Raw genomic sequence first — 24,059 nt, forward strand, 5'->3', positions numbered from 1 at the left:
GATCGATCAGGGCGTGACGGCGGCCAGTTGCCCGGCGTCCCGATAACGGTGGTTTTGAAAAGCGACCAGGCACCCGCAGAGGTGCTTCTTCCAGCAACCCTGCCTTGACCCGTGAGAACGTTATGGAACCCGGAAACGCCCAGCTGTCGATGACGGTACTGATGACCCCCGACATGGCCAACTTCTCTGGCAATGTCCACGGCGGCACCCTGCTCAAATACCTTGACGAAGTGGCCTACGCCTGCGCGAGCCGCTACGCCGGCCGCTACGTGGTGACGCTGTCGGTGGATCAGGTGATTTTCCGCGAGCCGATCCATGTCGGCGAACTGGTGACCTTCCTGGCGTCGGTCAACTACACCGGCAACACCTCGATGGAAGTCGGCATCAAAGTGGTGACCGAGAACATCCGCGAGCGCTCGGTGCGCCACACCAACAGCTGCTTCTTCACCATGGTCGCGGTGGACGATCAGCGTAAACCGGCCGCCGTACCGCCGCTGCAACCGCAGAACAGCGAAGACAAACGCCGCTACATGCAGGCCCAGCAGCGCCGACAGATTCGCCAGGAGCTGGAAAAGCGCTATCAGGAAATCAAGGGCGACGCCTGAGATTTGTAGCGATCTGACGACCGCTATCGCGAGCAGGCTCGCTCCCACAGTTGATGTTTTCTCTGTGAGCGAGCCTGCTCGTGATTGAAACCGACGCGTATCAGAGGCTGATCGGCGTGGCCTCGAACTTCACCCGCGGATGGGCAATCCGGTCCTGCGCCCGCACCAGTTGCAGCTCGTAACTGGCACAGGCCTGGGTTTCCAGCAGCACCTCATGCACTGCCGCTGCGGTGAATTCAAACGCCGCCACCAGACTGTCGCCGAGCAGCACCCGCGCCAGGAACAGGCCGGACGTCAGGTCGCCTACACCGACCGGCTGACGCGGAAACGCCAGCAACGGACGCCGCAGATGCCAACTGCCTTCGGCAGTCACCAGCAGCATCTCGAAGCCATCCGCCGGTTTCCCCGGGTAATCCAGATGCTTGACCAACACGGCTTTCGGCCCACGTGCCAGCAGCGCCCGAGCCATCGCCAGGCAATCGAACAACGACTGCGGCTTGCGCCCGGAGAAGCTGTCCAGCTCCAGCTGGTTCGGGCACATGAAGTCCGCCACCGCCGCCGCTTCGTCGAGCAGGAAGTCGCTGACTTCGGCCGGCACGCTGCAACCCTTCTCCGGATGGCCCATCACCGGATCGCACAGGTACAGGGCTTTCGGATTGACCGCCTTGATCCGCTCGATGCCACTGAGAATCGCCCGGCCCTGGGCCGCACTGCCGAGATAGCCGGACAGCACCGCGTCGCAATTGCCCAACTCACCGATGGCGGCGATGCCTTCGACCAGTTCCGGGATCCGTTGCGGCGCCAGCACTTCTCCGGCCCATTGGCCGTACTGTGTGTGGTTGGAGAACTGCACGGTGTTGAGCGGCCAGACGTTGACCCCGACCCGCTGCATCGGAAAAACCGCAGCGCTGTTGCCGGCGTGGCCGAACACCACATGGGACTGGATGGCGAGCAGATGAGGCGTACGTTTCATTCGGGTTTTTCCGTAAAACGATTGAAATTCAAGCCGCGCAGTATGCGACGAAACACAGTCTGTACGACAGACCGGCGACGCAGTTAAGCTGATGCCAACTTTTGGAGTTTCTTGTTGATGCTGACCCTGGAAAACATTTTCGTGCTGATGCTGTTCGCCGTTGCCGGCGCGTGGCTGTGGCACAACCATGGCCTGCGCGAGCGGGCGCTGGAACGGGTCAAGCAGCATTGCGTGAATGTCGGCGTCGAACTGCTCGACGGTAACGTGGCGTTGAAGAAGATCGGCCTCATCAAGGATGCCAGCGGCCGTCGGCGTCTGGCCCGGGTCTACAACTTCGAATTCACCGTGACCGGCGAAACCCGCCACAACGGCACCATCACCCAGTTTGGCCCCCACAGCGCGCAGATTGAACTGGCGCCCTACCCGGCACCGTTCGACGATACCCCGCCGGTAGTGGAAGTGGCCAAGCCGAGCGCTCAGGTCATCGAACTAAGCCAGTGGCGCCAGGAACACACCAAGTGGAAGCCTTGAGTCAGGTCGCTTGAATCCGACAACCGGCCAATCCTGCCTGCAACTCATCGATCGCCTGCGGCTGGTCGAAAATCAGCTCGATCCGCGAATCCTTGCGCCATTCGCTGGGTTGCCAGTCCAGTTTGGCGTTATCCAGGGCATTGGCTGATTCCCAGCCAGCCTGGCTGTGGATAACCAGCTTTGCCCGGCGCCAGTTCAGAGATTCCAGCCACTGAGTCATGCGAGTCACGTCAAACGTCTGGCTTGGGTGCCAGCGCCAGCCGATGCTCCAGCCGCCCTCCTGCGCCTGACTCAGGCAAATCGGCGAAGCCGGATCGCTCCAGATGGCCGGCATCTGCGCCAGCCCTTTGGGCACGATCAACTTATCCACACCCGCCTGTGCTTGTGTCGCCACACCCGGCAATTCGCTCAGGGGCAACGATGCCTGTTGCGTCCAGATCAGCCTAGCGGACGGCAACTGGCGGGCAATTTGCTCTCGCCGGGATTCATCGAGGTTTTCCGCCTTGTTCAATACGAGCAAACCGGCATTCGGGAGCGCCTCCCGTTGAGCCGGCGGTAGTGTCTTGCCCGCCGACAGTGCCTGGGCGTCCAGCACCAGCACGCAGGGTTGAACCGCGAGAACACCCTGCCATGGTGCTTCGCTCAGTTGTTGCAGTAACTGCGCCGGATGCCCCAGTCCGGAAGGCTCGATGAACAGGCGATCCGGCCGGGCCTTGCGCAATAAACGTCCCAACCCGATCTGAAATGGCGCACCGTTCACGCAACACAAACAGCCCCCGGCCACTTCGCCCAGTGCGATACCATCGGCGTTCCGGGTCAACAGTGCAGCGTCGAGGCCGATCTGGCCGAATTCGTTGATCAGCACTGCCCAGCGCTCACCGGCCGGTCGCTGCGCCATGAGCTGGCGGATCAGGCTGGTCTTGCCGGCACCCAATGGGCCTGCGATGACGTGGGTAGGAATGTTCTGCAACATGATCAAGGTTTTCTGGAGGTCGGGAATGCGGTGGATGGGATGGTCGTTGCTGTTGGCGCTGGTGTCGGGCGAAGCGCTGGCCCAGGCTTGTGTGGTGCACAGCCAGGCAGAACGCCTCGACGTGAAGGTCTGCCAGCAGAACCGCAACATCCCGGAGAAACTGTTCAATGACGGCTTCTGCCAGCCCACGCTGGCAGGGCAAAAAGTCGACGTGCAGTACGTCGATCAGTGCCCTGCCGGAGCGTTTGGCGTGTGCAGCAACGCGCAAGTCGCCAATATGCCTTATCGCCAGGATATCCACTATTACGGCGTGGCCACCGATGCGGCCTATTTGAAGCCGTACTGCGAGAGCCAGAGCCAGGGCAACTGGCTCAAGCCTTGAGGCGTCAGCCGAGCCAGTCCAGGGTCAGCATCAGACGCCGTTCGCCCGGCGCCGGTTGTGGAGAGCGATGGATCAGCCCGAAACCTTCGTTGCCGTGCCACTTCTCTCCTTTGAGCAGCGCCACTTCACCGCTGACCAGTTGCTGAATCCGCGATTTTTCCTGCGGCTCGGCCAGTGGTTTCCCGAGTTGCCGACGATCCATTTCTCCTTCCTTCAACCACTCGCTGCCAATGCCGGCGTAAGTGGTGATCAGTCGTACGGGCACATGATCGACGTGAAAACGCGGACACATCGCCTTGTCCAGCACCCGCAAACGCAAGCCAATCCGTCGCGCGCCTAGCAGGCAGGCGAAGGCGCTGACCAGCCATTTCAGGTCGGCGATAAAACCTTCGTAGCCTTCCAGGTCACGGAATCCGCTGGCCAGTCCCGTCAGGTCTGGTTCTGCGTCTTCGTCGTGCAATTCGAGGCTCAGCGCTTCGGCATAAGGCTCGTTGAGTGACACCAACAACTTCGCAAAATCGGCGATATGCAACGGGAGCTGCCGCTGCCAGACAGCAAGGTTGATTTCATCCTCCAGAATACTCGCCAGCGCTTGCGGGGTCGGGCCGAGGACTTGAAGACGCGTCACGTTTTGCAGCGGTTTGAGGGCAAGCATCACGCGGCCTCGTCATGCCAGGGGCCGAACGGATCGGCCAGCAATCGCCAGCCTTCGACACCAAGCGCCATCTCGGCATCGGTGAGCAGACAGTCGTCGAGGGCTGACTTGAGCTGTGCGAAATCGATGTTCTGGCCGATAAACACCAGCTCCTGGCGACAGTCTCCTACGCTCGCGGTCCAGTTTTCCATGATTGCGGCGGTGCTTTCCTGATCCTGTGGCCACTGATTTTTCGGCACAAAACGCCACCAGCGCCCAGCGAAACCATGGCGCATCAAACCGCCCGCCTGGGACCAGCTACCGGCATCTGTGGGTTTGCTCGCGAGCCAGAAGAAACCTTTGGAGCGCAGCAGCTTGCCGTTCAGCCAAGGTCGGTCAATGAAGTCGAAAAAGCGCTGAGGGTGAAACGGTCGGCGCGCGCGGTAAGCCGTGGACGCGATGCCGTATTCCTCGGTTTCCGGCACATGTTCGCCACGCAACTCCTGAAGCCAGCCCGGGGCCGTTGCAGCCCTGTCGAAGTCGAAGCGGTGGGTGTTGAGGATCTTCTCCAGCGGCACTACGCCCATCACCATCGGGATGATCTCGGCGTTAGCGTTCAGCCGCTTGAGGATCGCCATCAGCTCTTCCCGCTCGCTGCTGCTGATCAGATCGATCTTGCTGATCAACAGAACGTCGGCGAACTCGATCTGTTCGATCAACAGATCGGTGATCGAGCGCTCATCTTCTTCACCGAGGATTTCGCCACGGGAGGCCAGGCTTTCGGCAGCCTGGAAATCAGGCAGGAAATTCAGGCCGTCGACTACAGTGACCATGGTGTCGAGGCGAGCGATGTCGGCGAGGCTTTGGCCGTGCTCGTCGCAGAAGGTGAAGGTCTCGGCAATCGGCAGTGGCTCGGAAATCCCGGGGGATTCGATGAGCAGATAATCGAATCGGCCTTCCCGGGCCAGTTTGGCGACTTCTTCCAGAAGGTCTTCGCGTAACGTACAGCAGATACAGCCGTTGCTCATTTCCACGAGTTTTTCTTCTGCGCGGTTTAGGTCGACATCACGCTGGACTTCGCTGCCATCAATATTGATTTCGCTCATATCATTGACGATCACCGCCACACGCAAATCGTCTCTGTTACGTAGTACGTAATTCAAAAGTGTACTTTTTCCGGCGCCGAGAAAGCCGGATAAAACGGTCACGGGAAGCGGGGAAGACATGGGGTAAACCTCATCAAACGGTAGCTAAACGCAAGAAACGCTCTCGGCGGCAGGCGTTCTTGTGCTTCTACGAGACAGTCAGAGAAGCAGACGCTTGAAAACAGGAGCCACGGAAAGCCCGATCGAATTTATGTTATAGTATAACAATATTAAAGATCCACTTTCTTCTTGCCGGAAATGACAAAGGGCTGGAAGCTGGAAACACTTCACCGTCGAGTGACCTCATGAAAACTGCGCTGAAATGCTCATTCTTTGGTCTCGCCTTGCTGACCTTCGATGCATGGGCACAAGTGCCGGGGCTCGCCAACTGCACGCGCAGCGCTAACCTGCTGGCGTGTGTCGATGCCAATGGCAACGCCTACAGCGTCAACACTGCCGGTAAAACGATTTATCTGCGGGGTTTCGAGAAGGTCGGCCAACGTTATTGGGCGCAAACCAACAGCATTTACGGACAGCTGACGTTCTTCACGGGAATCGCCTCCGACGGCGAGGCCTGGGTCGGTTACAACCGCCGGGTGGGCTGGACGACGATCAACCGCTTCTCCAGCTCCGGCGGAAGCACCGGGAAGTTCACTTGCAGCCGACTCACGGGCTGCTAGACACGCGCTTGTTGCTGCCCCTGCTGCCAGGCGATGTAGCTGTCAGCCGGTGGATTTCTCTGGAAATAGCGCTGCAATCCTTCAAACAATCCGTCAGCAACCGCCTGCTGATGGCGTGCAGTGACCAATCGCTGACTGTCCCGCGCGTTGGAAATGAACCCGGTTTCCACCAGAATCGACGGCACATCGGGTGACTTCAGCACCGCAAATCCTGCTTGTTCCACACGCTTTTGATGCAACGTGGTGATGCCCGCCAGACTTCCCAGGACCGTGCTGCCCAGCTGCAAACTGGCGGCGATGGTGGCGTTCATCGACATATCGAGGATCACCCCGGCAAGCATCGGGTCCTTGTCCTTCAGATTCAGCAAGCTGGTTGCACCGAGCAGATCCGCACCGTTTTCCCGCTGCGCCATGAAGCGTGCAGTGGCCGACGTCGCGCCACCTTCAGACAGACAGTACACCGAAGCGCCCGAAGCAGTCAGACGCGGCGCAGCATCTGCGTGTACCGAAATGAACATGTCGGCCTTGTGCTGGCGAGCAATATCGACCCGCTTGCGAAGCGGCACGAAGAAATCATCGTTGCGCACAAGCTTCACGTCGAAGCCCTTTTCCCGCTTCAAACGACGCGCAAGCAACTGTGAAATCGAGAGCACGACATCCTTTTCTCGCTCGCCTTTTGCACCCACTGCGCCCGGATCTTTGCCGCCATGACCAGGGTCAACCACGACAATAATGTCTCGTTTTGGATGATTGGTTTTCCCCGGTGTTTCACGTGGAACGCTTGGCGTTGCCACTTTTGAATCGCTCAAGAGATCCAGAACCAGGCGATGTCCTTGTCCATCCTGAGGCGCCAACAGGAAGGTATTGAGCTGAACCGGGCGATTCAAATCGAGGACGATTCGGGTATCGCCCTTCCCAAAATGCCCGGAGCGGATGCTGCGAATAACCGTTTCGCTGAGCGCCAACTGACTGAAATCGCCACTCAAGCTGGCGCCGCTCAGATCAATAATCAGACGATCCGGCGCACTCAACGTGAACGTCTTGTAGCTCACCGGCCCGCTCAAATCGAAGACCAGCCGAAGCTTGTCATCCGACCGCCAGAGGCGTGCATTGCGGATTTGTGTGGCGCTGACACTGAATGGAAAAGCCAGGGCGGCGCTGGCCAACATCAGGTTAAGCAAATGGCGTCTGTGCATATGAAAGCCCGTTCATGAAAAAGGCATCGTGATTTGAATTGTTATAATGTAACATCTAATTCAATCAACACGATGGTACTGAACATGAATGCGCTGACGCTGCCGGATATCGCCGCGCAAGCCGCCCGCCAAGCCTTGCCGCTTGATTGGGTGGGAATGCGTGGTATCGCTCTACCTGTTTTTATCGAGGGCCAACGCCTGGCAGCAAAAGCCGATGCGGGCGTCAGCCTGGATGACGGCGAAGCCCGTGGGATTCATATGTCACGGTTGTACCTTGCGCTGGAAATGCTCGAACAGCGAAACCTCACTCCCGCACTTTTGCAGAAGGTTTTGCAGCGTTTTCTCGACAGCCACGAAGGCCTGGCTAACTCGGCCTATCTGAATATCCATACCGATTTGCTGCTCAGAAGACCCGCATTGGTCAGCCCATTGGCAGGATGGAAAACCTACCCGGTGACCATTGCAGCCACTCTGAAAAACACAGTGTTCCACGTGGAACTCAAAATCGAGGTGGCCTATTCCTCGACTTGCCCGTGCTCAGCCGCGCTGGCGAGGCAATTGATCCAGCAGCAATTCGTCGACGATTTCGCCAACAAGCCGTTGCAACATGCCGAGGTTCTGGCCTGGCTGGGCTCGACTCAAGGGATCGTCGCAACGCCCCACAGCCAGCGAAGCACTGCACAACTGCATCTGCACCTGGATGAATTCGTCGATGGTTTACCGCTGACCTCGACCATCAATGACGCAGAAGCGGCCCTCGGCACCGCCGTACAAACCGCCGTGAAACGCGCGGACGAACAAGCCTTCGCCCTCGCCAATGGCCAGAACCTGATGTTCTGCGAAGACGCCGCTCGGCGCTTGAACTTGGCGCTGCGTCGTTCACCTGGCATCCGCGAGTTCCACCTCCGGGTGATCCATGCCGAAAGCCTCCACGCCCACGATGCAGTCGCTGAAAGTCACTGGCGACGGGAGACCGCATGATCCGCCTGCAGTCTTTGAGCTGGGGCGCTCCCGGCCAGCCGCTCACGCCACCGCTGAGTCTTCAACTGGAACGCGGTAGCCTGACCGCCATCATCGGCGTGAACGGCAGCGGTAAAAGCAGCCTGCTCAAAGTCATCGCCGGACTACAGAGGCCTTTGGCCGGCACCGTCGCATTGGGTGTTCCGCGCCAAAGCGGTTTGTCATTCCTTCCCCAGCAACAGCACCTGGACCGCCAATTCCCGATCAGCCTTCAGGAACTGGTAGCCGCCGGATTCTGGGGGCGCCGACTATCAACCCAACTGCGCACACAACGGCTGACTCAGGCGCTTGAGGACTGGCACTTGAGCGGACTGGAACAGCGCCCATTGATGGCCCTCTCCGGCGGTGAACTGCAACGCGCCCTGCTCGCTCGATTGAGTCTGGCCGACACGCCCTTGCTGCTGCTCGACGAACCCCATGCCGCCCTCGATGAATTGGGCCAGGCATTGCTCTGGCAACACCTGCACACCTGGCATGCGCAAGGACGGACGCTGGTGATGATTTGCCACGACCTCGCCGCCGTCCGCCAACACATTCCACAAACGCTGCTGATCAAAAACAGCGGCTGCGTGTTCGGCCCCAGTGACGAACTGATCCAGCAATCACCAACCGTGCAGGTGGCTTGATGCTCAGCGCTGCGCATTTCTGGCAACCGTTCCTGGAGTTCGTGTTCATGCGTCGGGCACTGCTCGGCGGTTTGCTACTGGCGTGCAGCACTGCGCCGTTGGGTGTATTCCTGATCCTGCGCCGTATGAGCCTGATCGGCGACGCCGTCGCCCACGGCATCCTCCCCGGAGCGGCACTCGGCTTCTGGTTTGCCGGCCTGAGTCTTCCGGCACTGACCCTCGGCGGCCTCGGCGCCGGCCTGAGCATGGCCGGACTCGCGGCGTGGATCACCCGCCGAACCGGCCTGCGCGAGGACGCCAGCCTCGCCGCGATCTACCCGATCTCTCTGGCCAGTGGTGTGTTGATTCTGGGTATCGCCGGCAAACGTCTCGACCTGTTGCACTTGCTGTTCGGTTCGGCACTGGCAGTCGACGGACCGACCCTCAACGGAATGTTGGGCGTGTCGCTGCTAAGCCTGATGGCCATGGCACTGATCTACCGCCCGCTCCTGCTCGATACCCTCGATCCACTCTTCCTGCGCACCGTCAGCCGACTCGGCCCGATCGCCCACGGCGTGTTCCTGACGCTGGTGGTGCTGAATCTGGTGATCGGATTCCAGGCCATCGGCGCGCTGATGGTGGTCGGTCTGATGATGTTGCCCGCTGCCGCTTCTCGATTCTGGAGCCGGCGCCTGCCGGTCCTGATCGCCATCGCCGCCGTGATCGGTTGCCTGTCGGTGTGGCTCGGTCTGTTGCTGTCGTTCTATTACTCGCTGCCCAGCGGCCCGGCCATCGTGCTGGTCGCAGGCATCGGTTACCTGTTGTCCGTCGTGCTCGGGCCGGTTCATGGCCTGCTGCGCCGCCCGCCCTTGCTCACATCCCAATGAGGTGTTTCCCGATGCGCGCTCTACTTGTGTTGTTCAGCCTGATGCTGTCGATGTCATTGTCGGCGGCGGAGAAACTGCCGGTGGTCACCAGTTTCAGCATCCTTGCCGACATGGCGCATCAGGTCGGCGGCGAGCATATCCAGATCACCAACATGGTCGGCCCGGACGCCGATGCCCACACCTACGAACCAACGCCGGACGATGCCAAGGCACTTCTGAAAGCAAAACTGATCGTCAAAAACGGGCTGGGTTTTGAACCCTGGCTGGACCGCCTGGTGAACAGCACCGATACCAAAGCCACCGTCATCAGCGCCAGCCACGGCGTGATCCCCCGCTCTCTGGATGAAGACGGCGAGACCGTTCCCGACCCTCACGCCTGGCACAACCTGGCCAACACCGAGTTGTATGTCGCCAACATCACCAAGGCTCTGATCGCCGCCGACCCGGCGAACAAAGCCGACTACGAACGCAACAGCAAGGCCTACCTGAAACAGATCTACGCCCTCCTCGCTGAAGCCAAGGCCAAGCTCGGTTCCCTGCCACCGGGCAATCGCAAGATCGTCACCAGCCACGATGCCTTCGGTTATCTCGGCCAAGCCTACGGAATCGACTTCATGGCACCGCAAGGTCTGTCCACCGAGCGCGAACCTTCCGCCGCTGAAGTTGCTGCACTGATCACCCAGATCCGTCAGGCCAAGGTCAAAGCGGTGTTCATGGAAAACATCAAGGACGCACGCCTGCTCAAACAGATCGCCGACGAAAGCGGCGCGCACATTGGCGGCACGCTGTACTCCGACGCCCTCGCTGCTTCGGGTCCGGCCAGCACGTTCACCGGCCTGTTCGAATACAACCTCAACACCCTTTACGACGCCCTGAGCCAACCATGATCCGCAAAAATCCTTCCGGCGATCTGCCGCAAATTGCCGAGTCTGCCTACGTCGACAAAACCTCGATCATCTGCGGCAAAGTGGTGATCGGCGAAAACGTGTTCGTCGGCCCCTATGCGGTCATTCGCGCCGATGAAGTGGACGCCTCGGGCGAGATGGAGCCGATCACCATTGGCGCCAATTCGAACATTCAGGATGGCGTGGTGATTCACTCCAAATCCGGTGCGGCGGTGACCATCGGTGAGTTCAGCTCCATCGCCCACCGCTCGATCGTGCATGGGCCATGCAAGGTCGGCGACCGGGTGTTCATCGGCTTCAACAGCGTGCTGTTCAACTGCGCGGTCGGCAACGGTTGCGTGGTGCGGCACAACTCGGTGGTCGACGGCCGGGATCTGCCGGATGCGTTCTACGTGCCCTCCACCACCCGCATCGGCCCGAACACCGACCTTTCGCAATTCCCGCCGGTGAGCGTCAGCGCTTCGGAGTTTTCCGAAGACGTGGCGCGCACCAACGTCGATCTGGTGCGCGGCTACAAAGCCCTGCAGAACGAGTTCTGAACCATGAACAGTGTGCTGATTCGCAATGCGCGCCTGGTTGATGACGGGCATGAGTTCTACGCCGATCTGCTGGTCAGCCACGGTCGCATCGTCAAGATCGGCCGCAGCATCTTCGGAGAAAACGCCACACTGGAAATCGACGCCAACGGCCAATGGCTGTTGCCGGGAATGATCGACGACCAGGTACATTTCCGTGAGCCGGGCTCGCCAACCAAAGGCAGCATCTACACCGAATCCCGCGCAGCCGTGGCCGGTGGCATCACCAGTTTCATGGACATGCCCAACACCAACCCGGCCACCCTAACCCTCGAAGCGCTGGCCGACAAAAAGCGTCGAGCGGCGATCAACTCGGTGGCCAACTACGGCTTTCACTTCGGCGTCAGTCACGACAACCTGGACACCGTCGCGGCGCTCAATCCCAGTGAAGTGGCCGGGGTCAAAGTGTTCATGGGCGCGTCGACCGGCAATATGTTGGTCGATGATCCCCGGACGCTGGAGCGATTGTTCGCCGAGGTACCGACGATCCTGCTGGCCCATTGCGAACACACACCGAGCATCGAGGCCAACGCCGCCAGGTTGCGCGAGCAGTTCGGCGAACATCTTCCGCCCGATGCCCATGCACTGATCCGCAATGCCGACGCCTGTTATCGCTCCTCTTCGCTGGCGGTGGAGCTCGCCAAACGCCATGGCACTCGCCTGCACGTGCTGCACCTGACCACCGCCCGGGAGCTGGAGCTGTTCGAGGATAAACCTCTGGCGCACAAACGCATCACGGCGGAGGTTTGCCTGCATCATCTGCTGTTCGATGATCGCGACTACCCGGACTTCGGCAACCAGATCAAATGCAACCCGGCGATCAAAAGCCAGGCTGATCGCGATGCCCTGCGTCTGGCCTTGTTGAGCAATCGACTGGATCTAATCGGCAGCGACCACGCTCCGCATACCTGGGCGGAGAAACAGCTGTCGTATGCGCACGCACCGTCCGGCCTGCCACTGGTGCAACATGCGTTGCCGGCGTTGTTGGAACTGGTAGCGGATGGCGTGCTGCCGATCACCACGCTGGTGGCGAAGACCAGCCACCGGGTGGCAGACCTGTTTGCCATTCCGGATCGCGGTTATTTGAGGGAAGGTTATTGGGCGGATCTGATATTGATTCAACCAGAGCCCGAGGGTGTCGCGGTATCAAGACAACCGATCCTGTCGCAGTGCGGATGGACGCCGTTTGCCCGTCGCAGCTTTCGCCATCGGGTGAGTACGACGCTGGTGTCGGGACAGGTTGCGTGGCACGACAACCGCCTGCATGACGGGTGTCAGGGATTGCCGTTGCGATTCATGCGCTAGAAAAAACCGCCCCCACAATATTGTGGGGGCGGTTCGATATTCAGGCTCTTGGTTTGACGGTGCCGCAGTCCTGGCCCAACCACACGGCGCGGGTTTCCAGACTGCCCTTCTGGTTGATCCCGATGGCATTGAACGTGCCGTTGGCGATGGTGGTGAACTCACGATCGCTGACGAACGTCGCCACACCGGTGCCCGAGGCTCGCGGGCAACTGAAACGGAATTTCCATTGGTTGCCGTTGCGCTCGGTGATCTGCTGTTTGCAGCCCGACTGAGGGTCCGCCAGCGGAATATCGTTGGTCGCCACTTGCTGCGGTGTCAGGCAGGCACGAATGCCCTTGCCGCCAATGTTGATCCCCTGCTTCTCCAGCTCTGCCCTTTGTTGCGGGGTGATCTGGCCCTGAATCTGGCCGAGGATCGATTGCACGTCCATGGCCTGATCATCGACCTTCACGTTGCTCGACGTCATTTCCCACAACCCCGGCTGCAGCATTTGTGCCTGAGCCACCAACGGCAAGGCCAACCCCAGACCCAGCGCCAAACCCAGCAGACGAACGTTCATTGAAAAACTCCTGATCAGTAATGGCCGTTAGACGTCGGCCGCTTGTTTCGGTTCATGGCCTGCTTTCATGGCTAAAAAGAAAATAGCGACAACCGCAGAGGAACATGGTCTGTTAAGCATTGAATCTTCAGGAGCAAGGTTGCCCCATGGATTATTTTGGACCGCACATCTTCGGTTATCTGATCGCGCTGATACATAGCCTGGGCACCATTGCCGCCATCCATGCGGTGCTGACCGTCCGCACGGCGCAAGGCGCGATCGCCTGGGCGCTGTCGCTGATCTTCATTCCCTATCTCACCCTCATCCCCTATCTGGTGTTCGGTCGCAGCACCTTCGACGGTTACATCAAGGCCCGACGTCAGGCCAATGAACAGATGCGCCAGGCCGTTTCCGAACTGAACTGGCGGCCCTGGGTAGAGGAAGCCCTGACCGCTCGTGCCTCGAACGCCTACGACTCATTGCGGGCGATGCCGAAGCTGGGACGCATGCCGTGCCTGGCCAACAATGAAGTGCGATTGCTGATCAACGGCACCGCCACCTTCGAAGCGATTTTCCACGCAATCGACCAGGCACGGGAAGCCGTGCTGATCCAGTTTTTCATCATTCACGACGATCGCCTCGGCCAACGCCTGCGCGAACTGCTGCTGAAGAAAGCCGCCGAAGGTGTCGCGATACATCTGCTGTACGACCGCATCGGCAGCCACGCCCTGCCCCACAGCTACGTGCAGGAATTGCGTGACGGCGGTGTTGAGGTCAAGGCGTTCGCCACCCGCAGCGGCTGGCTCAATCGCTTCCAGGTGAATTTCCGCAATCACCGCAAGATCGTCGTGGTCGACGGGTTGATCGGCTTTGTTGGCGGGCACAACGTCGGCGACGAATACATGGGCGAAAAACCACCTCTTGCGCCATGGCGTGACACCCACGTACAGGTACGCGGGCCAGTGGTCGCCTGCATGCAGGAGTCATTTGCCGAAGACTGGTTCTGGGCTGCCCGTACGCTGCCTCCGCTGATCCTGCCGGAGGTTTACCCGGAAGACGGCGTGCTCTGCCAACTGCTGGCCAGCGGTCCGGCGGATGCCTACGAAACCTGCTCGCTATTCTTCGTCGAAGCCATCCATGCCGCCACCGAACGCGTATGGATTACCAGCCCCTACTTCATTCCTGACGAAGCCGTTTTCGCGGCTTTGCGCCTCGCCGTTCTGCGAGGTGTCGATGTGCGGTTGCTGCTGCCCTCCCGTCCCGATCACCGCATCGTTTACGCCGCGTCGAGCCTTTACGCGTTCGAAGCGGTGCGCGCCGGGGTGCGGGTGTTCCGCTACGAACCGGGTTTCCTGCATCAGAAAGTGGTGTTGGTCGACAGCGAAATCAGCGCCATCGGCAGCGCCAATCTGGACAACCGTTCGTTCCGGCTGAATTTCGAGGTGATGTTGCTGACAGTCGACAGCGAATTTGCCGGCCATGTGGAACAGATGCTCAACGACGACTTCGCCCAGGCCTACGAAATTGCCAAGGAAGAAGGCCGGGAGATCCACCGCCTGCAACAACTCGGCATGCGGATCGCCCGGCTGATTTCACCGATTCTCTAGCTCAAGGGTTGTAGATGTCATCGCGGGTCCACGGCAGTTCATGGCTGCCATCGGCGTGGGCCTTCACCGCGAGGATCTGGTGCAGATTGATCCAGCCCCGGGCAAACGCGTAGGCGCAACCGGCCAGGTACAGACGCCAGATACGCAGGGCCTGATCCGGCACCAGTTTGCCGGCGGCTTCGAGGTTGTCTTCCAGTCGTTCGCTCCAGTGGTCCAGGGTGCGCGCATAGTGCAGACGCAGGCTCTCGACATCGACGATCTCCAGACCGGCCTCGCTGATCTCGGCCGAAATCATCGCCAGGTGCGGCAGCTCGCCGTTGGGGAACACGTATTTTTCGATGAAGTCGCCGGCACCGCGTCCCACCGGACGGCCATCGGTGTGCTTGGCGGTGATGCCGTGGTTCATCACCAGACCGCCCTCTTTCACCGCGCCGAACAGGGTCTTGCAGTACTCGGCCAGATTGGCGTGGCCCACGTGCTCGAACATGCCGACGCTCACCACTTTGTCGAACCGACCGTCCTGCGGCAAATCACGGTAGTCGAGCAGTTGCAGTTCGACCTGGTCTTCCAGGCCTTCAGCCTTGACCCGCTCACGGGCCAGCGCCAGTTGTTCCTTGCTCAGGGTGATACCGAACACCTTGGCACCGAACTCACGGGCGGCGTAACGCGCCAGACCGCCCCAGCCGCAGCCGACGTCCAGCAGGTAATCGCCCGGTTGCAAACGCAGCTTGCGACACAGGTGCCGGAACTTGGCCTGCTGGGCCTGCTCCAGGGTTTCGCTGCCGGTTTCGAAATAGGCGCAGGAATACGCCATGTCACTGTCCAGCCAGAGCTGGTAGAAAGCGTTGGACAGGTCGTAGTGGTAGGAAATGGCTTTGGCGTCGGTTTCCTTGTCGTGCACGGTTCGCACCGGCTGACTGTCTTCATCTTCATCGAGCAGCGCCGTGCTCAATTCGTCGCAAACCCGGATGACCTCGCTGATCGAGCCCTCGAGTTCGAGTTTGCCCTCGACGAACGCCGCCCCCAGCGCGTCGAGACTTGGATGGGTCAACTGGGACACCATCAACGGGTCCTTGACCACGATGGTGACGCTGGGCGTCGGGCCCAGATTGAATTCATGGCCGTCCCAGAGTCGCAGGCGAAGCGGAAGCTGCAGATTCTGTAAGGCCGGTGGAAGTTGCGCGAGCATGGAATATCCCCCTGGTTTCAGACGTCTGATCTGAGGGTAGACCATCCTTGAAAATTAGCAGGCTATCGATTCGATAGTCGCCACCTATCAGCCAAAACGGCCGTAATGGCACCGATCTCCATGCTTCAGTGCGCCTTCTCAGAAGACTTCAAGACCGGCGCACAGTTCGAAAAATGATCAGTTCTGCTCGTTCAGCTTCAGCAACGGCTCCTGGAATCGCAACAAGCGGCCGGCATTGCCCAGCACCAGTAAAGTGCTCAGGTTGTGCAGGAGCGCAGCGATCATCGCCCCGGCCGCGCCCAGCCAGCCAAATGCGGCGAACACCACGATGGCCAGCGTCCAGCCCAGACCGATGATCACGTTTACCTGGAGCGTGCGTCGGCATTGGCGACTCAGACGCACACAGGTGCCGAGCCGTCGCAGATCGCTGCCGATCAGCACGATGTCGGCGGACGCCAGCGCAATGTCCGCACCGCCCGCACCCATCGCAACACCCACCACACCGGCCTTGAGTGCCAGCGAATCATTGATGCCGTCGCCGACCACCATCGGCCGGAAACCGTTGTCGATTTCCTTCAACACGCGATTGAGTTTGTCTTCAGGCAACGCCTGGGCTTCGACTTCATGCAGGCCGACATCACGGGCCAGAGTCTGCGCCACACTCTGACGGTCGCCGGTCAACAGCAGTTGCCGACCGAGGCCCAACTCGCGCAGTTCGCTCAAGGCGAATTTCGCTTCCGGTTTGACGCTGTCGGCCAGCAACAGCCAGGCGAGGAATTCACCGTTCAACGCCAGGCCGGCAATCGGGCCGTCGTGCTCGGGAATCGATGTGGTCGGGATGCCCAACTGCGCAAACAGCTCCGGACGACCCAGCGCTGCTTCGCCCTGCTCGGTTCTGGCGACCACGCCCAGACCTTGGCGTTCGTGAATGTCGGTCAGCATCAGCACGTTATCCGCGTGGACCAGTCCGGCCAGTGCACGACTGACCGGGTGACTGCTGGCAGCACCAAGACTGGCGGCCAGTGCCATCACCGAATCGTGATCCGCCTGCGCGCTGTTGATCGACTGCAAACGCAATGTGCCGTAAGTCAGGGTCCCGGTCTTGTCGACCACCAGCGAAGTAAGGTCGGCCAGTTCTTCGAGGAACGCCGAACTGCGGATCAAAATCCCGTGCCGCGCCGCGACCGCCACACCGGCAATCGCCGTGGCCGGTGCCGACAACACCAGCGCACAAGGACAGGCTGCAACCAGCACCGCCAACATTGCCTGTGCATCGTTGGTCACAAACCAGGTTACCGCCGCGAGCAGCAACACCAGCACCATGTAGCTGCCGGCATAACGTTCCAGCAGCCGGGTGATCGGCGGCTTGGAGCGCTCGGCGTTCTGCATCAGGGCGATGACCTTGCCCAGGGTCGATTCATCGCCGGTGCGGGTCACTTCAATGCGCAGCAGGCCATCGAGGTTGATCGCCCCGCCGAACACGGTCATTCCGACACCCGCTTCCACCGGCACCGACTCACCGGTGATCGACGCCGTATCGAGGCTGGCCTGGCCGGACAACACTAGACCGTCCGCCGGCACCCGATCGCCGGCCCGGACTTCTACGGTGTCGCCGGCCTTGAGCGTGCCGTTATCGACTTCGATGACTGTGCCGTCCGCCTGGATTTTTCGCGCATGGCTGCGAGTGAGCTGGCCCAGCGCGTGAATCGCTTCCTGCGAGCCGATCACGCTGCGCTCCTCCAGCACATGGCCGAAGATCATGATGATCGGCAACAGCGCGGCGGTCAGCAGATCGCCAGTCGCCCAGGCGCCAAGCATCGCCAGTGCGATCAACTGGTCGGTGATGCCGTGCAGGCTCGGATAACGCAAGCTGAACCACGCCGAACGCATCACCGGCACCGCGACCAATAAGGAAGCAAAACCGAGCAGCAACTGACTGACGCCGGTTTGTTCCGGCATCAACCAGCGCCAGATCAACCCGAGCCCGAGCAGGCCGAGGGCGAGCATCGCCAGGGTCAACTGACGTGCAGCGCGGCGTTGCTCGGCCGAGGACAACAGGCTCGGTGCAGCGGTAGTGGCAGTCATTTACTGGCTCCCTGAATGATCAGGCGGGAATCGTCTTTCGGATCGACCGTGGTGACCGAACCGGCCTGGCCGAGAATTTTCGGTATCCGTTCGCGGTACAGGCGTAGCAGCATTTGCGGGTCGGTGCCCTGCTGTCGGGCCTGAGCCAGACTCAGAACAGTGGCGGTATCCGCGGAGGCTTTCGCCAGACGCTCACCGGCCTGGGCGTGGGCCACCTGCAACGTACGGTCGGCCAATTCGTTGGCGGTCTGGGTGATTTTTTCAGCGTCGGTGCGGGCATTGGCCACGGCCTTGTCAGCCTGTTGACTGGCCGTCAGCACGGCATTGAATGCACCGACCGCAGGCTCGGGCAGACTTGATTGCACATCGACCCGCGCAACCTCGATACCGATGCCCTGCCCGCTGGCCTTCAATTCAGCCAAGCGACGATTGATGCCTTGCACCAGATCACCACGCAGCCGTTCACGTCGTTCGGCAGCTTTATTATCTGCGCCGATCAGTTCCGGGCGCGCCACCAGAATGGTGTCCAGATCTCGCGCCGCGGTCAGGGCCACCGCGCTGCGGGTCACCAGTCGATCCAGTGCCGGCAGCACATGATCGCCTTGCAGTACGAAGTCATAGGGATCGGTGACCTTGTAAAACACCCGCACATCCAGCTGCACCACACCGGCATCACCGGTGAGCAAATAGCCGGAGCCGGCCAATGCATCACTTATCGGCGTGGCGAATGTCGCGACGCGATCTGCCTGTATTGCAGCGGGACTGCGCAGCAGGTTTTCCACTCGACGTTCAATGACCCGATCCGCTGCCGGCAGCAAAACAATCTGTTCGAACGGCTGCGGCCAGGCCAATAACAACCCGGCATTCTGGATGCGATCCAGTGCGCCGAAATGCATGACCACTGCGCGATTCTGCGGATCGATCTGCCGCACATTGGAAAACGCCCAGGCCAACGCCGCCAGCACCGTCACCGCGTACAGGGCAAAAAATGCCAGACGTCCCGCCTGAATCCACGGACTGTTCAACGAGTTTGTTCCACGTGGAACTTCACTCATGGCTGCGTTCCGGTCTTGCTGTCCATAGTCGGCGGGCCATCCACCAGCACACGGAACGGCGCGGCGTCGGTGCGCAGGATCAATTTGGTGTCCGGAGTGACGATGGTGCCGAGGGTGTCCAGTGAGCGCAGCAGGTTATACAGCTGTGGCGATCCGGCATAAGCGCGGCCATAAATCTGCGCGGCTTCGACTCGCGATTGCGCTTCGATTTCAGCCGCTTTCACCGTCGCGTCAGCCTGCACAATTCGCGCATCACGCTCGGCGCCAGAACGAATTTGCGCCGCTTCGCGCTTGCCGATTGCCGTGCGTTCGGTGGCGATGGTTTCACGCTCTGCGCGCATCCGGTCAACCGTTGCGGTGAGCGTCACCGACGGCAAGGTCAATCGCTCGATGCCCACTTGCACCACGCGCACGCCGTAAGTGGCGAGCAATTGCTGATCGATCTGCTGACGCAACTGCGCTTCGAAATCGGCGATGTGCACCTGACTGGCATCGGTGTTCACCAGATTGGCCAGATCGAAACTGCTGGCGGTGGTCTCCAGTGCCGAGCCGACGAAGGTACGAATCTGCCGCGCTGCTTCGTCCGGCTGGTTCTGCACCGCACGCATGAAACGCTCGACGTTGTCCGCATCACCCTGCACCTGCCACGCGACATACGCTTGCACGATGATGCGCAAGCCATCGCGGGTGCCGACGTCCTGCAAACCGCTCGAGGTGGTGCGCAGGCGCAGATCCACCGGGATCGCCGCTTCGAACGGCGCCGGCCAGCGCCAGCTCAGACCCGGATCCAGCAACACCCGGGACGGATTGCCGAAGCGGGTGATGACCGTGGCTTCACCGGAACGCACCTGCACCAGACTGGCCGCTGCGATGGCAAACGCCACCAGCAACACCGCCCAGCCCATGCGTCGCCACGGGAAAGGCCCCGCCTCTTCCGGCGCGCCGTGATGATGGTGGTGATGCCCGTGATGGTGGTGGCCGCCATGAGCATGGTCATGACCGCTGTGGTCATGGTGATCGTGAGTATGCGACTGGCTCAATGGGTGGCTCCTGGTTGAGCGGTGGTGCGCGCCGGCGACGGGTCAGCCGGCAGCGTGAACGTACGCAGGTCAATGGTCGGCGCGTTGTTGCTGCCGCCCAGACGATGGTCGAGCACCAACAGTTTGGCTTTGCCCAGTCCCTGACTGAGCTGGCTGAGGTATTGCTCCAGCACAAAGGCCTGGCCGGCGCTGGCGTAGGCTTTTTGCTCGGCGCTGAATTTCAGATCCGCCGCGCGGGCGGTCGAGCTGGTTTCGTGGGCATTGGCACTGGCCTGATCGCGCGCGAGGCTGGCCTGCAACTGCGCCTGATTGCTCGCTTCGGCCGCCGCCCCACGCTCGCGAGAGATCAACGCCTGAGCACCGATCTGCGCCGCTTGCACGCTGTGATAAGCATTGGCGGCACCGGCGGGTGGATGAATCGCCTCGACCACAGTGGCGAGAATCTCTACACCGCTGTCGAGTTTCTGCAGATCGCTTTGCACGGCGCGGCCGATCTCGTCAGCCAGCCCTACCCTGTCCTGCCCCAGCAAACCGTCGAGGGTGCGCGATGCAAAATCGTGGACAAGAATCCGGCTCGCAGTGCTGCGGATCAGCGTCGGCACATCCGCGCTGTTGTAAGTCGCAGCCAATGCCGCCTGATCGCTGAGGCCGATGCGATAGACGAAACGCACGTCCATGTTGACGATCTGGAAGCTCTGTTGCTCGCCACGGCTGCTGGCGATGACCTGGGATTTGTCATTGACGTGGCTGGCATCCCACAAGCGATTGGCGGTGATCGGGGCCGGACCTTCAGCAGGATCCGGCTGAACCGGCGCCGGGTTTTCGCCGACGCTGGTCGCCAGTTCGTGTACTACGCCGTTCTCCACGCTCAACACCCGGCCCAATGGCCATGGCAGGCCGGCATGCAAACCGGGGCCGAACACCTGCACAGGCTTGCCGAAGCGCTCGTAGATGCCACGGCTTTGCAGTGGGATTTCATGAATGCCGGTGAGCAACCAGCCGACTGCCGCCACCAGCACCAACACCGGCAGGAACGCGCGGCGCATGTAGCTGAAAGCCCAGATCTGCCGCAGGTCGATACCGAAGCGGTTGTGCAATTCGTGCTGCAACGCGAGCAGCGGTTGTGGTGGCCAACGCAGCAGATCGGCGACGAAACTGCGGGCCAGCAGCACCGGTTCGAGCTGTTCGCGACGTGGACTGAACAATGACAGCACTGCACGCAGCAGCAACTCCGCCGCGACCAGCCCCGGCAGGATGCCGATCAGCACCGCCAGTCGCACAGGCCAGACCGAACTCTCGCTGGCGAACAACAAGCACAATGCGCCCAGCACCAGGCTGATGATCGTCACGCGACTCAACTGCGCCAGCACACCGGCCTCAGGCCATTGCGCCGGGTTTTCCTGAGCCAGTTGCCGCTCCAGCACCAGCAGACCGAAAGCCAGCAGCAGTGCAATCGCAGCGCTGACGGAAGCGGACAAACCCACGGCTGTCGGTTGCAGTGTGAGATTCCACACCTGCTCGATGCCGAGTAACGCCAACAGCGCCAGACCGCCCAGCCATAATGTCGCTGCACCGATCTGCCCCAGTACATGCAGGCTGCGGCGGCTCAGTCGATCCAGCAGTCGCTCGTACCAGCCGTCCGGCCCGGGCGTTTCTTCCTCGACGGTAACCGGCACCACCGGGTTGATCACCCGCGCTCGCCAATCGGTCACCCACCACGCCGATTGCAACCCGGCGACCAGCACCAGCAACGCCGCACTCAGATTGACCAACAGCGCCGGCCACAACGATTGCGAGGCGAACAGGCCAACAAAAAACGCCAGCACCACTCCGGCCACGGCCAACCCGCCGAGTCCGATGGCCAACCGGCGCAATCGGCGACCCTGGGCCGCCGCCTGCTGAAAGCGCGGCAAACCGGTCACTTGCGTGCCATCAACGTCCAGATCGACTTGCATAACCCCCCAAAACCCTTGGCTCACTGCTTAACTCGTTACGATATAACGAAAGCAGTGAAATATTTGTACTCATTTGCGCCATTCAAAGTCGCTCAACCTGTCGCGTTCCTGAAGCCTTGACCGAAATGTCCGGAAACGCACATATTACGCACGTAATTTTTAGCGATCCGCATTCTTCAGCCAGGAGTAAGCGCATGAGCAACTATGACGTAGTGATTCTGGGCGGTGGGCCCGGCGGTTATAACGCAGCGATCCGCGCCGGCCAGTTGGGCCTCAAGGCCGCTTGCGTGGAAGGCCGCGCCACGCTGGGCGGCACCTGCCTCAACGTCGGTTGCATGCCGTCCAAGGCGTTGTTGCACGCGTCCGAACTGTACGACGCGGCGATGGGCGCGGAATTCGCCAACCTCGGCATCGAGGTCAAACCGACGCTCAACCTCGCGCAGATGATGAAGCAGAAAGACGAAAGCGTCGCCGGCCTGACCAAAGGCATCGAGTTCCTGTTCCGCAAGAACAAGGTTGACTGGATCAAGGGCTGGGGCCACATCGACGGCCCCGGAAAAGTCAGCGTGACCGGCGATCAGGGCAGCCGGATCGAACTGAGCGCCACCGACATCATCATCGCCACCGGTTCCGAGCCCACTCCCCTGCCCGGCGTGGCGATCGACAACCAGCGCATTCTCGACTCCACCGGCGCGCTGTCCCTGAGCGAAGTGCCCAAGCATCTGGTGGTGATCGGTGCCGGCGTGATCGGCCTCGAACTCGGCTCGGTCTGGCGCCGGCTCGGCGCGCAGGTGACGGTGGTGGAATACCTCGACCGCATCTGCCCGGGCGTGGACGGCGAAGCCGGCAAGACCCTGCAGCGCTCGCTGAGCAAACAGGGCATCAGCTTCAAACTGAGTTCGAAAGTCACCAGCGCCACGTCCTCGGCCAGCGGCGTACAACTGAGCATCGAACCGGCAGCCGGCGGCACCGCCGAACTGCTTGAAGCCGATTACGTGCTGGTCGCCATCGGTCGTCGCCCCTACACCCAAGGCCTGGGGCTGGAAAACGTCGGCCTCAGCACCGACAAGCGCGGCTTGCTCGCCAACAAACACCATCGCACCGAAGCCCCGGGCGTCTGGGTGATCGGCGATGTCACGTCCGGACCGATGCTGGCGCACAAGGCCGAAGACGAAGCCATGGCCTGCATCGAGCAAATCGTCGGCAAGGCGGGCGAGGTCAACTACGACCTGATTCCGAACGTGATCTACACCCGACCGGAACTGGCCAGCGTCGGCAAGACCGAAGAGCAGCTCAAGTCCGAAGGCCGGGCGTACAAGGTCGGCAAGTTCCCGTTCACTGCCAACAGCCGGGCGAAGATCAATCACGAAACCGAAGGCTTTGCCAAAGTCATCGCCGACGCGCACACCGACGAAGTTCTCGGCGTGCACCTGGTCGGCCCGAGCGTCAGTGAAATGATCGGCGAGTATTGCGTGGCCATGGAATTCAGCGCGTCGGCCGAAGACATTGCCCTGACCTGCCACCCTCACCCGACCCGCTCCGAGGCGCTGCGTCAGGCGGCCATGAATGTCGAGGGCATGGCGACGCAGATGTAAGCACTTCGCGGATACTTCCCGCGCAACGCGGGAAGTATCAGGACGGCAAATGCCCCAGGGGCAGCGCTCCCGGGGTCTTCACCGTGTGAATCGCAAAGTTGCTGCGAATGTCGCTCACCCCCGGCAGTTTCAGCAGACAACCGGTTAAAAAACGGTCGTAGGCGCGCAGATCCGGCACCACCACTTGCAGCAGAAAGTCCGACTCCCCGGACACCAGAAACGCCGAGATCACCTCCGGCAATGCCGTCACCGCCCGATGAAACGCCTCGGCCTGTTCATCGTTGTGGCGCTCGACCTTGACCCCGACGAACACCGTCAGCCCCAGCCCTACTTCATCGCGATCCAGGTTCGCCTGATAACCGCGAATCACCCCGGCCTCCTCCAGCATCCGCACCCTGCGCAGGCACGGCGACGCGGACAAACCGATTTCGTCCGCCAGTTGCACGTTGCTCAGGCGCCCGTCCCGTTGCAGCGCGGCGAGAATCTTGCGATCGAAGGCGTCCAGTTTCATGGTTGGCAGATCCTGATGGTGTAAGCGCAAAAAGAAAGCAGGTTATGCCAATCCATGCGGTTATAGAA

Annotated in this window: 24 protein-coding genes; 12 read left to right on the forward strand and 12 right to left on the reverse strand. The window is 60.9% G+C overall.

Annotated features, from left to right (window positions below; translation table 11 throughout):
* Positions 1-122: 122 nt before the first annotated feature.
* Complete coding sequence (locus M5B98_RS08510) at positions 123-605, forward strand: acyl-CoA thioesterase (RefSeq protein WP_003229693.1); 483 nt, start codon at positions 123-125, stop codon at positions 603-605.
* Between the two features lie 100 nt (positions 606-705).
* Here M5B98_RS08510 and pdxY read toward each other — a convergent pair whose 3' ends face one another.
* Positions 706-1,578 carry a pyridoxal kinase PdxY gene (pdxY, locus tag M5B98_RS08515; RefSeq protein WP_114886444.1) on the reverse strand — a complete coding sequence of 291 codons (873 nt, stop codon included), beginning with the start codon at positions 1,576-1,578 and terminating at the stop codon, positions 706-708.
* A 117-nt stretch (positions 1,579-1,695) separates the two neighbouring features.
* Here pdxY and M5B98_RS08520 point away from each other — a divergent pair, with 117 nt between their 5' ends.
* Positions 1,696-2,109 carry a DUF3301 domain-containing protein gene (locus tag M5B98_RS08520; protein ID WP_119426866.1) on the forward strand — a complete coding sequence of 138 codons (414 nt, stop codon included), beginning with the start codon at positions 1,696-1,698 and terminating at the stop codon, positions 2,107-2,109.
* 1 nt (position 2,110) lies between these two features.
* Here the strand turns inward: M5B98_RS08520 and M5B98_RS08525 are convergent, their stop codons facing one another.
* Positions 2,111-3,082, reverse strand: coding sequence for a CobW family GTP-binding protein (locus M5B98_RS08525; RefSeq protein ID WP_248742439.1), 972 nt, complete (start codon positions 3,080-3,082; stop codon positions 2,111-2,113).
* A gap of 25 nt (positions 3,083-3,107) precedes the next feature.
* Between M5B98_RS08525 and M5B98_RS08530 the strand changes: the two genes are divergently transcribed.
* Entirely contained in the window at positions 3,108-3,464 is a 357-nt protein-coding gene (locus M5B98_RS08530; RefSeq protein WP_085708784.1) for an NADH:ubiquinone oxidoreductase, read from the forward strand.
* A gap of 4 nt (positions 3,465-3,468) precedes the next feature.
* Here the strand turns inward: M5B98_RS08530 and M5B98_RS08535 are convergent, their stop codons facing one another.
* Together M5B98_RS08535 and zigA are read right to left on the reverse strand one after the other, a co-directional pair.
* A complete protein-coding gene (locus M5B98_RS08535) occupies positions 3,469-4,119 on the reverse strand; it encodes a DUF1826 domain-containing protein (protein ID WP_248742440.1) in 651 nt (216 codons plus the stop codon).
* Positions 4,119-5,324 (reverse strand): zinc metallochaperone GTPase ZigA, encoded by a 1,206-nt coding sequence (gene zigA, locus M5B98_RS08540; RefSeq protein WP_248742441.1) that lies wholly within the window; start codon positions 5,322-5,324, stop codon positions 4,119-4,121. Before zigA ends, M5B98_RS08535 begins: the two co-directional genes overlap by 1 nt.
* Before the next feature lie 224 nt (positions 5,325-5,548).
* Between zigA and M5B98_RS08545 the strand changes: the two genes are divergently transcribed.
* Positions 5,549-5,923, forward strand: coding sequence for a glutamine synthetase (locus tag M5B98_RS08545; RefSeq protein WP_248742442.1), 375 nt, complete (start codon positions 5,549-5,551; stop codon positions 5,921-5,923).
* On the opposite strand, the gene M5B98_RS08550 is transcribed toward M5B98_RS08545, so the two are convergent.
* On the reverse strand, positions 5,920-7,119 hold the full coding sequence (locus M5B98_RS08550; protein ID WP_248742443.1) for an N-acetylmuramoyl-L-alanine amidase: 1,200 nt from the start codon (positions 7,117-7,119) through the stop codon (positions 5,920-5,922). The two genes, M5B98_RS08545 and M5B98_RS08550, sit on opposite strands and share 4 nt — an antisense overlap.
* 84 nt (positions 7,120-7,203) lie before the next feature.
* Here M5B98_RS08550 and folE2 point away from each other — a divergent pair, with 84 nt between their 5' ends.
* Genes folE2 through M5B98_RS08580 form a run of 6 tightly spaced genes read left to right on the forward strand, consistent with a single transcriptional unit; the run spans position 7,204 to position 12,416 of the window.
* Positions 7,204-8,100, forward strand: a complete 897-nt coding sequence (gene folE2 / locus M5B98_RS08555) for a GTP cyclohydrolase FolE2 (RefSeq protein WP_248742444.1) — start codon at positions 7,204-7,206, stop codon at positions 8,098-8,100.
* Complete coding sequence (locus tag M5B98_RS08560) at positions 8,097-8,765, forward strand: metal ABC transporter ATP-binding protein (RefSeq protein WP_248742445.1); 669 nt, start codon at positions 8,097-8,099, stop codon at positions 8,763-8,765. Before folE2 ends, M5B98_RS08560 begins: the two co-directional genes overlap by 4 nt.
* Positions 8,765-9,631 (forward strand): metal ABC transporter permease, encoded by an 867-nt coding sequence (locus tag M5B98_RS08565; protein WP_248742446.1) that lies wholly within the window; start codon positions 8,765-8,767, stop codon positions 9,629-9,631. Before M5B98_RS08560 ends, M5B98_RS08565 begins: the two co-directional genes overlap by 1 nt.
* 11 nt (positions 9,632-9,642) lie before the next feature.
* The gene (locus M5B98_RS08570; RefSeq protein WP_248742447.1) at positions 9,643-10,518 is read left to right on the forward strand and encodes a metal ABC transporter substrate-binding protein; all 876 of its coding nucleotides are present in this window, start codon (positions 9,643-9,645) and stop codon (positions 10,516-10,518) included.
* Positions 10,515-11,075, forward strand: coding sequence for a DapH/DapD/GlmU-related protein (locus M5B98_RS08575; protein WP_248742448.1), 561 nt, complete (start codon positions 10,515-10,517; stop codon positions 11,073-11,075). Before M5B98_RS08570 ends, M5B98_RS08575 begins: the two co-directional genes overlap by 4 nt.
* A 3-nt stretch (positions 11,076-11,078) precedes the next feature.
* Positions 11,079-12,416 (forward strand): dihydroorotase, encoded by a 1,338-nt coding sequence (locus tag M5B98_RS08580; RefSeq protein WP_248742449.1) that lies wholly within the window; start codon positions 11,079-11,081, stop codon positions 12,414-12,416.
* Between the two features lie 40 nt (positions 12,417-12,456).
* On the opposite strand, the gene M5B98_RS08585 is transcribed toward M5B98_RS08580, so the two are convergent.
* Complete coding sequence (locus tag M5B98_RS08585) at positions 12,457-12,975, reverse strand: DUF3617 domain-containing protein (RefSeq protein ID WP_085708773.1); 519 nt, start codon at positions 12,973-12,975, stop codon at positions 12,457-12,459.
* A gap of 146 nt (positions 12,976-13,121) precedes the next feature.
* Here M5B98_RS08585 and cls point away from each other — a divergent pair, with 146 nt between their 5' ends.
* Positions 13,122-14,561, forward strand: coding sequence for a cardiolipin synthase (cls, locus tag M5B98_RS08590; RefSeq protein WP_248742450.1), 1,440 nt, complete (start codon positions 13,122-13,124; stop codon positions 14,559-14,561).
* A 1-nt stretch (position 14,562) separates the two neighbouring features.
* Here cls and cfaB read toward each other — a convergent pair whose 3' ends face one another.
* The 5 genes from cfaB to hflK (M5B98_RS08615) all read right to left on the reverse strand — a co-directional run bounded on the left by cfaB (position 14,563) and on the right by hflK (M5B98_RS08615) (position 21,885).
* On the reverse strand, positions 14,563-15,750 hold the full coding sequence (cfaB, locus tag M5B98_RS08595) for a C17 cyclopropane fatty acid synthase CfaB (protein ID WP_085708771.1): 1,188 nt from the start codon (positions 15,748-15,750) through the stop codon (positions 14,563-14,565).
* Positions 15,751-15,927: 177 nt separating this feature from the next.
* Complete coding sequence (locus tag M5B98_RS08600; RefSeq protein WP_248742451.1) at positions 15,928-17,835, reverse strand: heavy metal translocating P-type ATPase; 1,908 nt, start codon at positions 17,833-17,835, stop codon at positions 15,928-15,930.
* Entirely contained in the window at positions 17,832-18,890 is a 1,059-nt protein-coding gene (gene hflK / locus M5B98_RS08605; protein ID WP_248742452.1) for a protease modulator HflK, read from the reverse strand. Before hflK (M5B98_RS08605) ends, M5B98_RS08600 begins: the two co-directional genes overlap by 4 nt.
* A complete protein-coding gene (gene hflC, locus M5B98_RS08610) occupies positions 18,887-19,930 on the reverse strand; it encodes a protease modulator HflC (protein WP_248742453.1) in 1,044 nt (347 codons plus the stop codon). Before hflC ends, hflK (M5B98_RS08605) begins: the two co-directional genes overlap by 4 nt.
* Positions 19,927-21,885 (reverse strand): protease modulator HflK, encoded by a 1,959-nt coding sequence (gene hflK / locus M5B98_RS08615; protein ID WP_248742454.1) that lies wholly within the window; start codon positions 21,883-21,885, stop codon positions 19,927-19,929. The genes hflC and hflK (M5B98_RS08615) overlap by 4 nt, the downstream gene beginning before the upstream one ends.
* Positions 21,886-22,079: 194 nt before the next feature.
* On the opposite strand from hflK (M5B98_RS08615), the gene lpdA reads away from it, so the two are divergent.
* Entirely contained in the window at positions 22,080-23,480 is a 1,401-nt protein-coding gene (gene lpdA / locus M5B98_RS08620; RefSeq protein ID WP_248742455.1) for a dihydrolipoyl dehydrogenase, read from the forward strand.
* A gap of 37 nt (positions 23,481-23,517) precedes the next feature.
* Here lpdA and M5B98_RS08625 read toward each other — a convergent pair whose 3' ends face one another.
* Positions 23,518-23,991 (reverse strand): Lrp/AsnC family transcriptional regulator, encoded by a 474-nt coding sequence (locus M5B98_RS08625; RefSeq protein WP_007954205.1) that lies wholly within the window; start codon positions 23,989-23,991, stop codon positions 23,518-23,520.
* Between the last annotated feature and the right edge of the window lie 68 nt (positions 23,992-24,059).

The sequence above is a fragment of the Pseudomonas sp. MWU12-3088 genome (assembly GCF_023242405.1).
GTDB lineage: Bacteria > Pseudomonadota > Gammaproteobacteria > Pseudomonadales > Pseudomonadaceae > Aquipseudomonas > Aquipseudomonas kribbensis.

Coding starts and splice junctions, on each gene's coding strand:
- M5B98_RS08625 (WP_007954205.1), bottom strand. CDS start 23,991: ATGAAACTGGACGCCTTCGATCGCAAGATTCTCGCCGCGCTGCAACGG.
- M5B98_RS08575 (WP_248742448.1), top strand. CDS start 10,515: ATGATCCGCAAAAATCCTTCCGGCGATCTGCCGCAAATTGCCGAGTCT.
- cls (WP_248742450.1), top strand. CDS start 13,122: ATGGATTATTTTGGACCGCACATCTTCGGTTATCTGATCGCGCTGATA.
- M5B98_RS08530 (WP_085708784.1), top strand. CDS start 3,108: ATGCGGTGGATGGGATGGTCGTTGCTGTTGGCGCTGGTGTCGGGCGAA.
- folE2 (WP_248742444.1), top strand. CDS start 7,204: ATGAATGCGCTGACGCTGCCGGATATCGCCGCGCAAGCCGCCCGCCAA.
- M5B98_RS08570 (WP_248742447.1), top strand. CDS start 9,643: ATGCGCGCTCTACTTGTGTTGTTCAGCCTGATGCTGTCGATGTCATTG.
- pdxY (WP_114886444.1), bottom strand. CDS start 1,578: ATGAAACGTACGCCTCATCTGCTCGCCATCCAGTCCCATGTGGTGTTC.
- M5B98_RS08535 (WP_248742440.1), bottom strand. CDS start 4,119: ATGCTTGCCCTCAAACCGCTGCAAAACGTGACGCGTCTTCAAGTCCTC.
- M5B98_RS08600 (WP_248742451.1), bottom strand. CDS start 17,835: ATGACTGCCACTACCGCTGCACCGAGCCTGTTGTCCTCGGCCGAGCAA.
- M5B98_RS08550 (WP_248742443.1), bottom strand. CDS start 7,119: ATGCACAGACGCCATTTGCTTAACCTGATGTTGGCCAGCGCCGCCCTG.
- lpdA (WP_248742455.1), top strand. CDS start 22,080: ATGAGCAACTATGACGTAGTGATTCTGGGCGGTGGGCCCGGCGGTTAT.
- M5B98_RS08565 (WP_248742446.1), top strand. CDS start 8,765: ATGCTCAGCGCTGCGCATTTCTGGCAACCGTTCCTGGAGTTCGTGTTC.
- M5B98_RS08585 (WP_085708773.1), bottom strand. CDS start 12,975: ATGAACGTTCGTCTGCTGGGTTTGGCGCTGGGTCTGGGGTTGGCCTTG.
- cfaB (WP_085708771.1), bottom strand. CDS start 15,750: ATGCTCGCGCAACTTCCACCGGCCTTACAGAATCTGCAGCTTCCGCTT.
- M5B98_RS08560 (WP_248742445.1), top strand. CDS start 8,097: ATGATCCGCCTGCAGTCTTTGAGCTGGGGCGCTCCCGGCCAGCCGCTC.
- hflK (WP_248742454.1), bottom strand. CDS start 21,885: ATGCAAGTCGATCTGGACGTTGATGGCACGCAAGTGACCGGTTTGCCG.
- M5B98_RS08520 (WP_119426866.1), top strand. CDS start 1,696: ATGCTGACCCTGGAAAACATTTTCGTGCTGATGCTGTTCGCCGTTGCC.
- M5B98_RS08525 (WP_248742439.1), bottom strand. CDS start 3,082: ATGTTGCAGAACATTCCTACCCACGTCATCGCAGGCCCATTGGGTGCC.
- zigA (WP_248742441.1), bottom strand. CDS start 5,324: ATGTCTTCCCCGCTTCCCGTGACCGTTTTATCCGGCTTTCTCGGCGCC.
- M5B98_RS08545 (WP_248742442.1), top strand. CDS start 5,549: ATGAAAACTGCGCTGAAATGCTCATTCTTTGGTCTCGCCTTGCTGACC.
- M5B98_RS08580 (WP_248742449.1), top strand. CDS start 11,079: ATGAACAGTGTGCTGATTCGCAATGCGCGCCTGGTTGATGACGGGCAT.
- hflK (WP_248742452.1), bottom strand. CDS start 18,890: ATGAGTGAAGTTCCACGTGGAACAAACTCGTTGAACAGTCCGTGGATT.
- M5B98_RS08510 (WP_003229693.1), top strand. CDS start 123: ATGGAACCCGGAAACGCCCAGCTGTCGATGACGGTACTGATGACCCCC.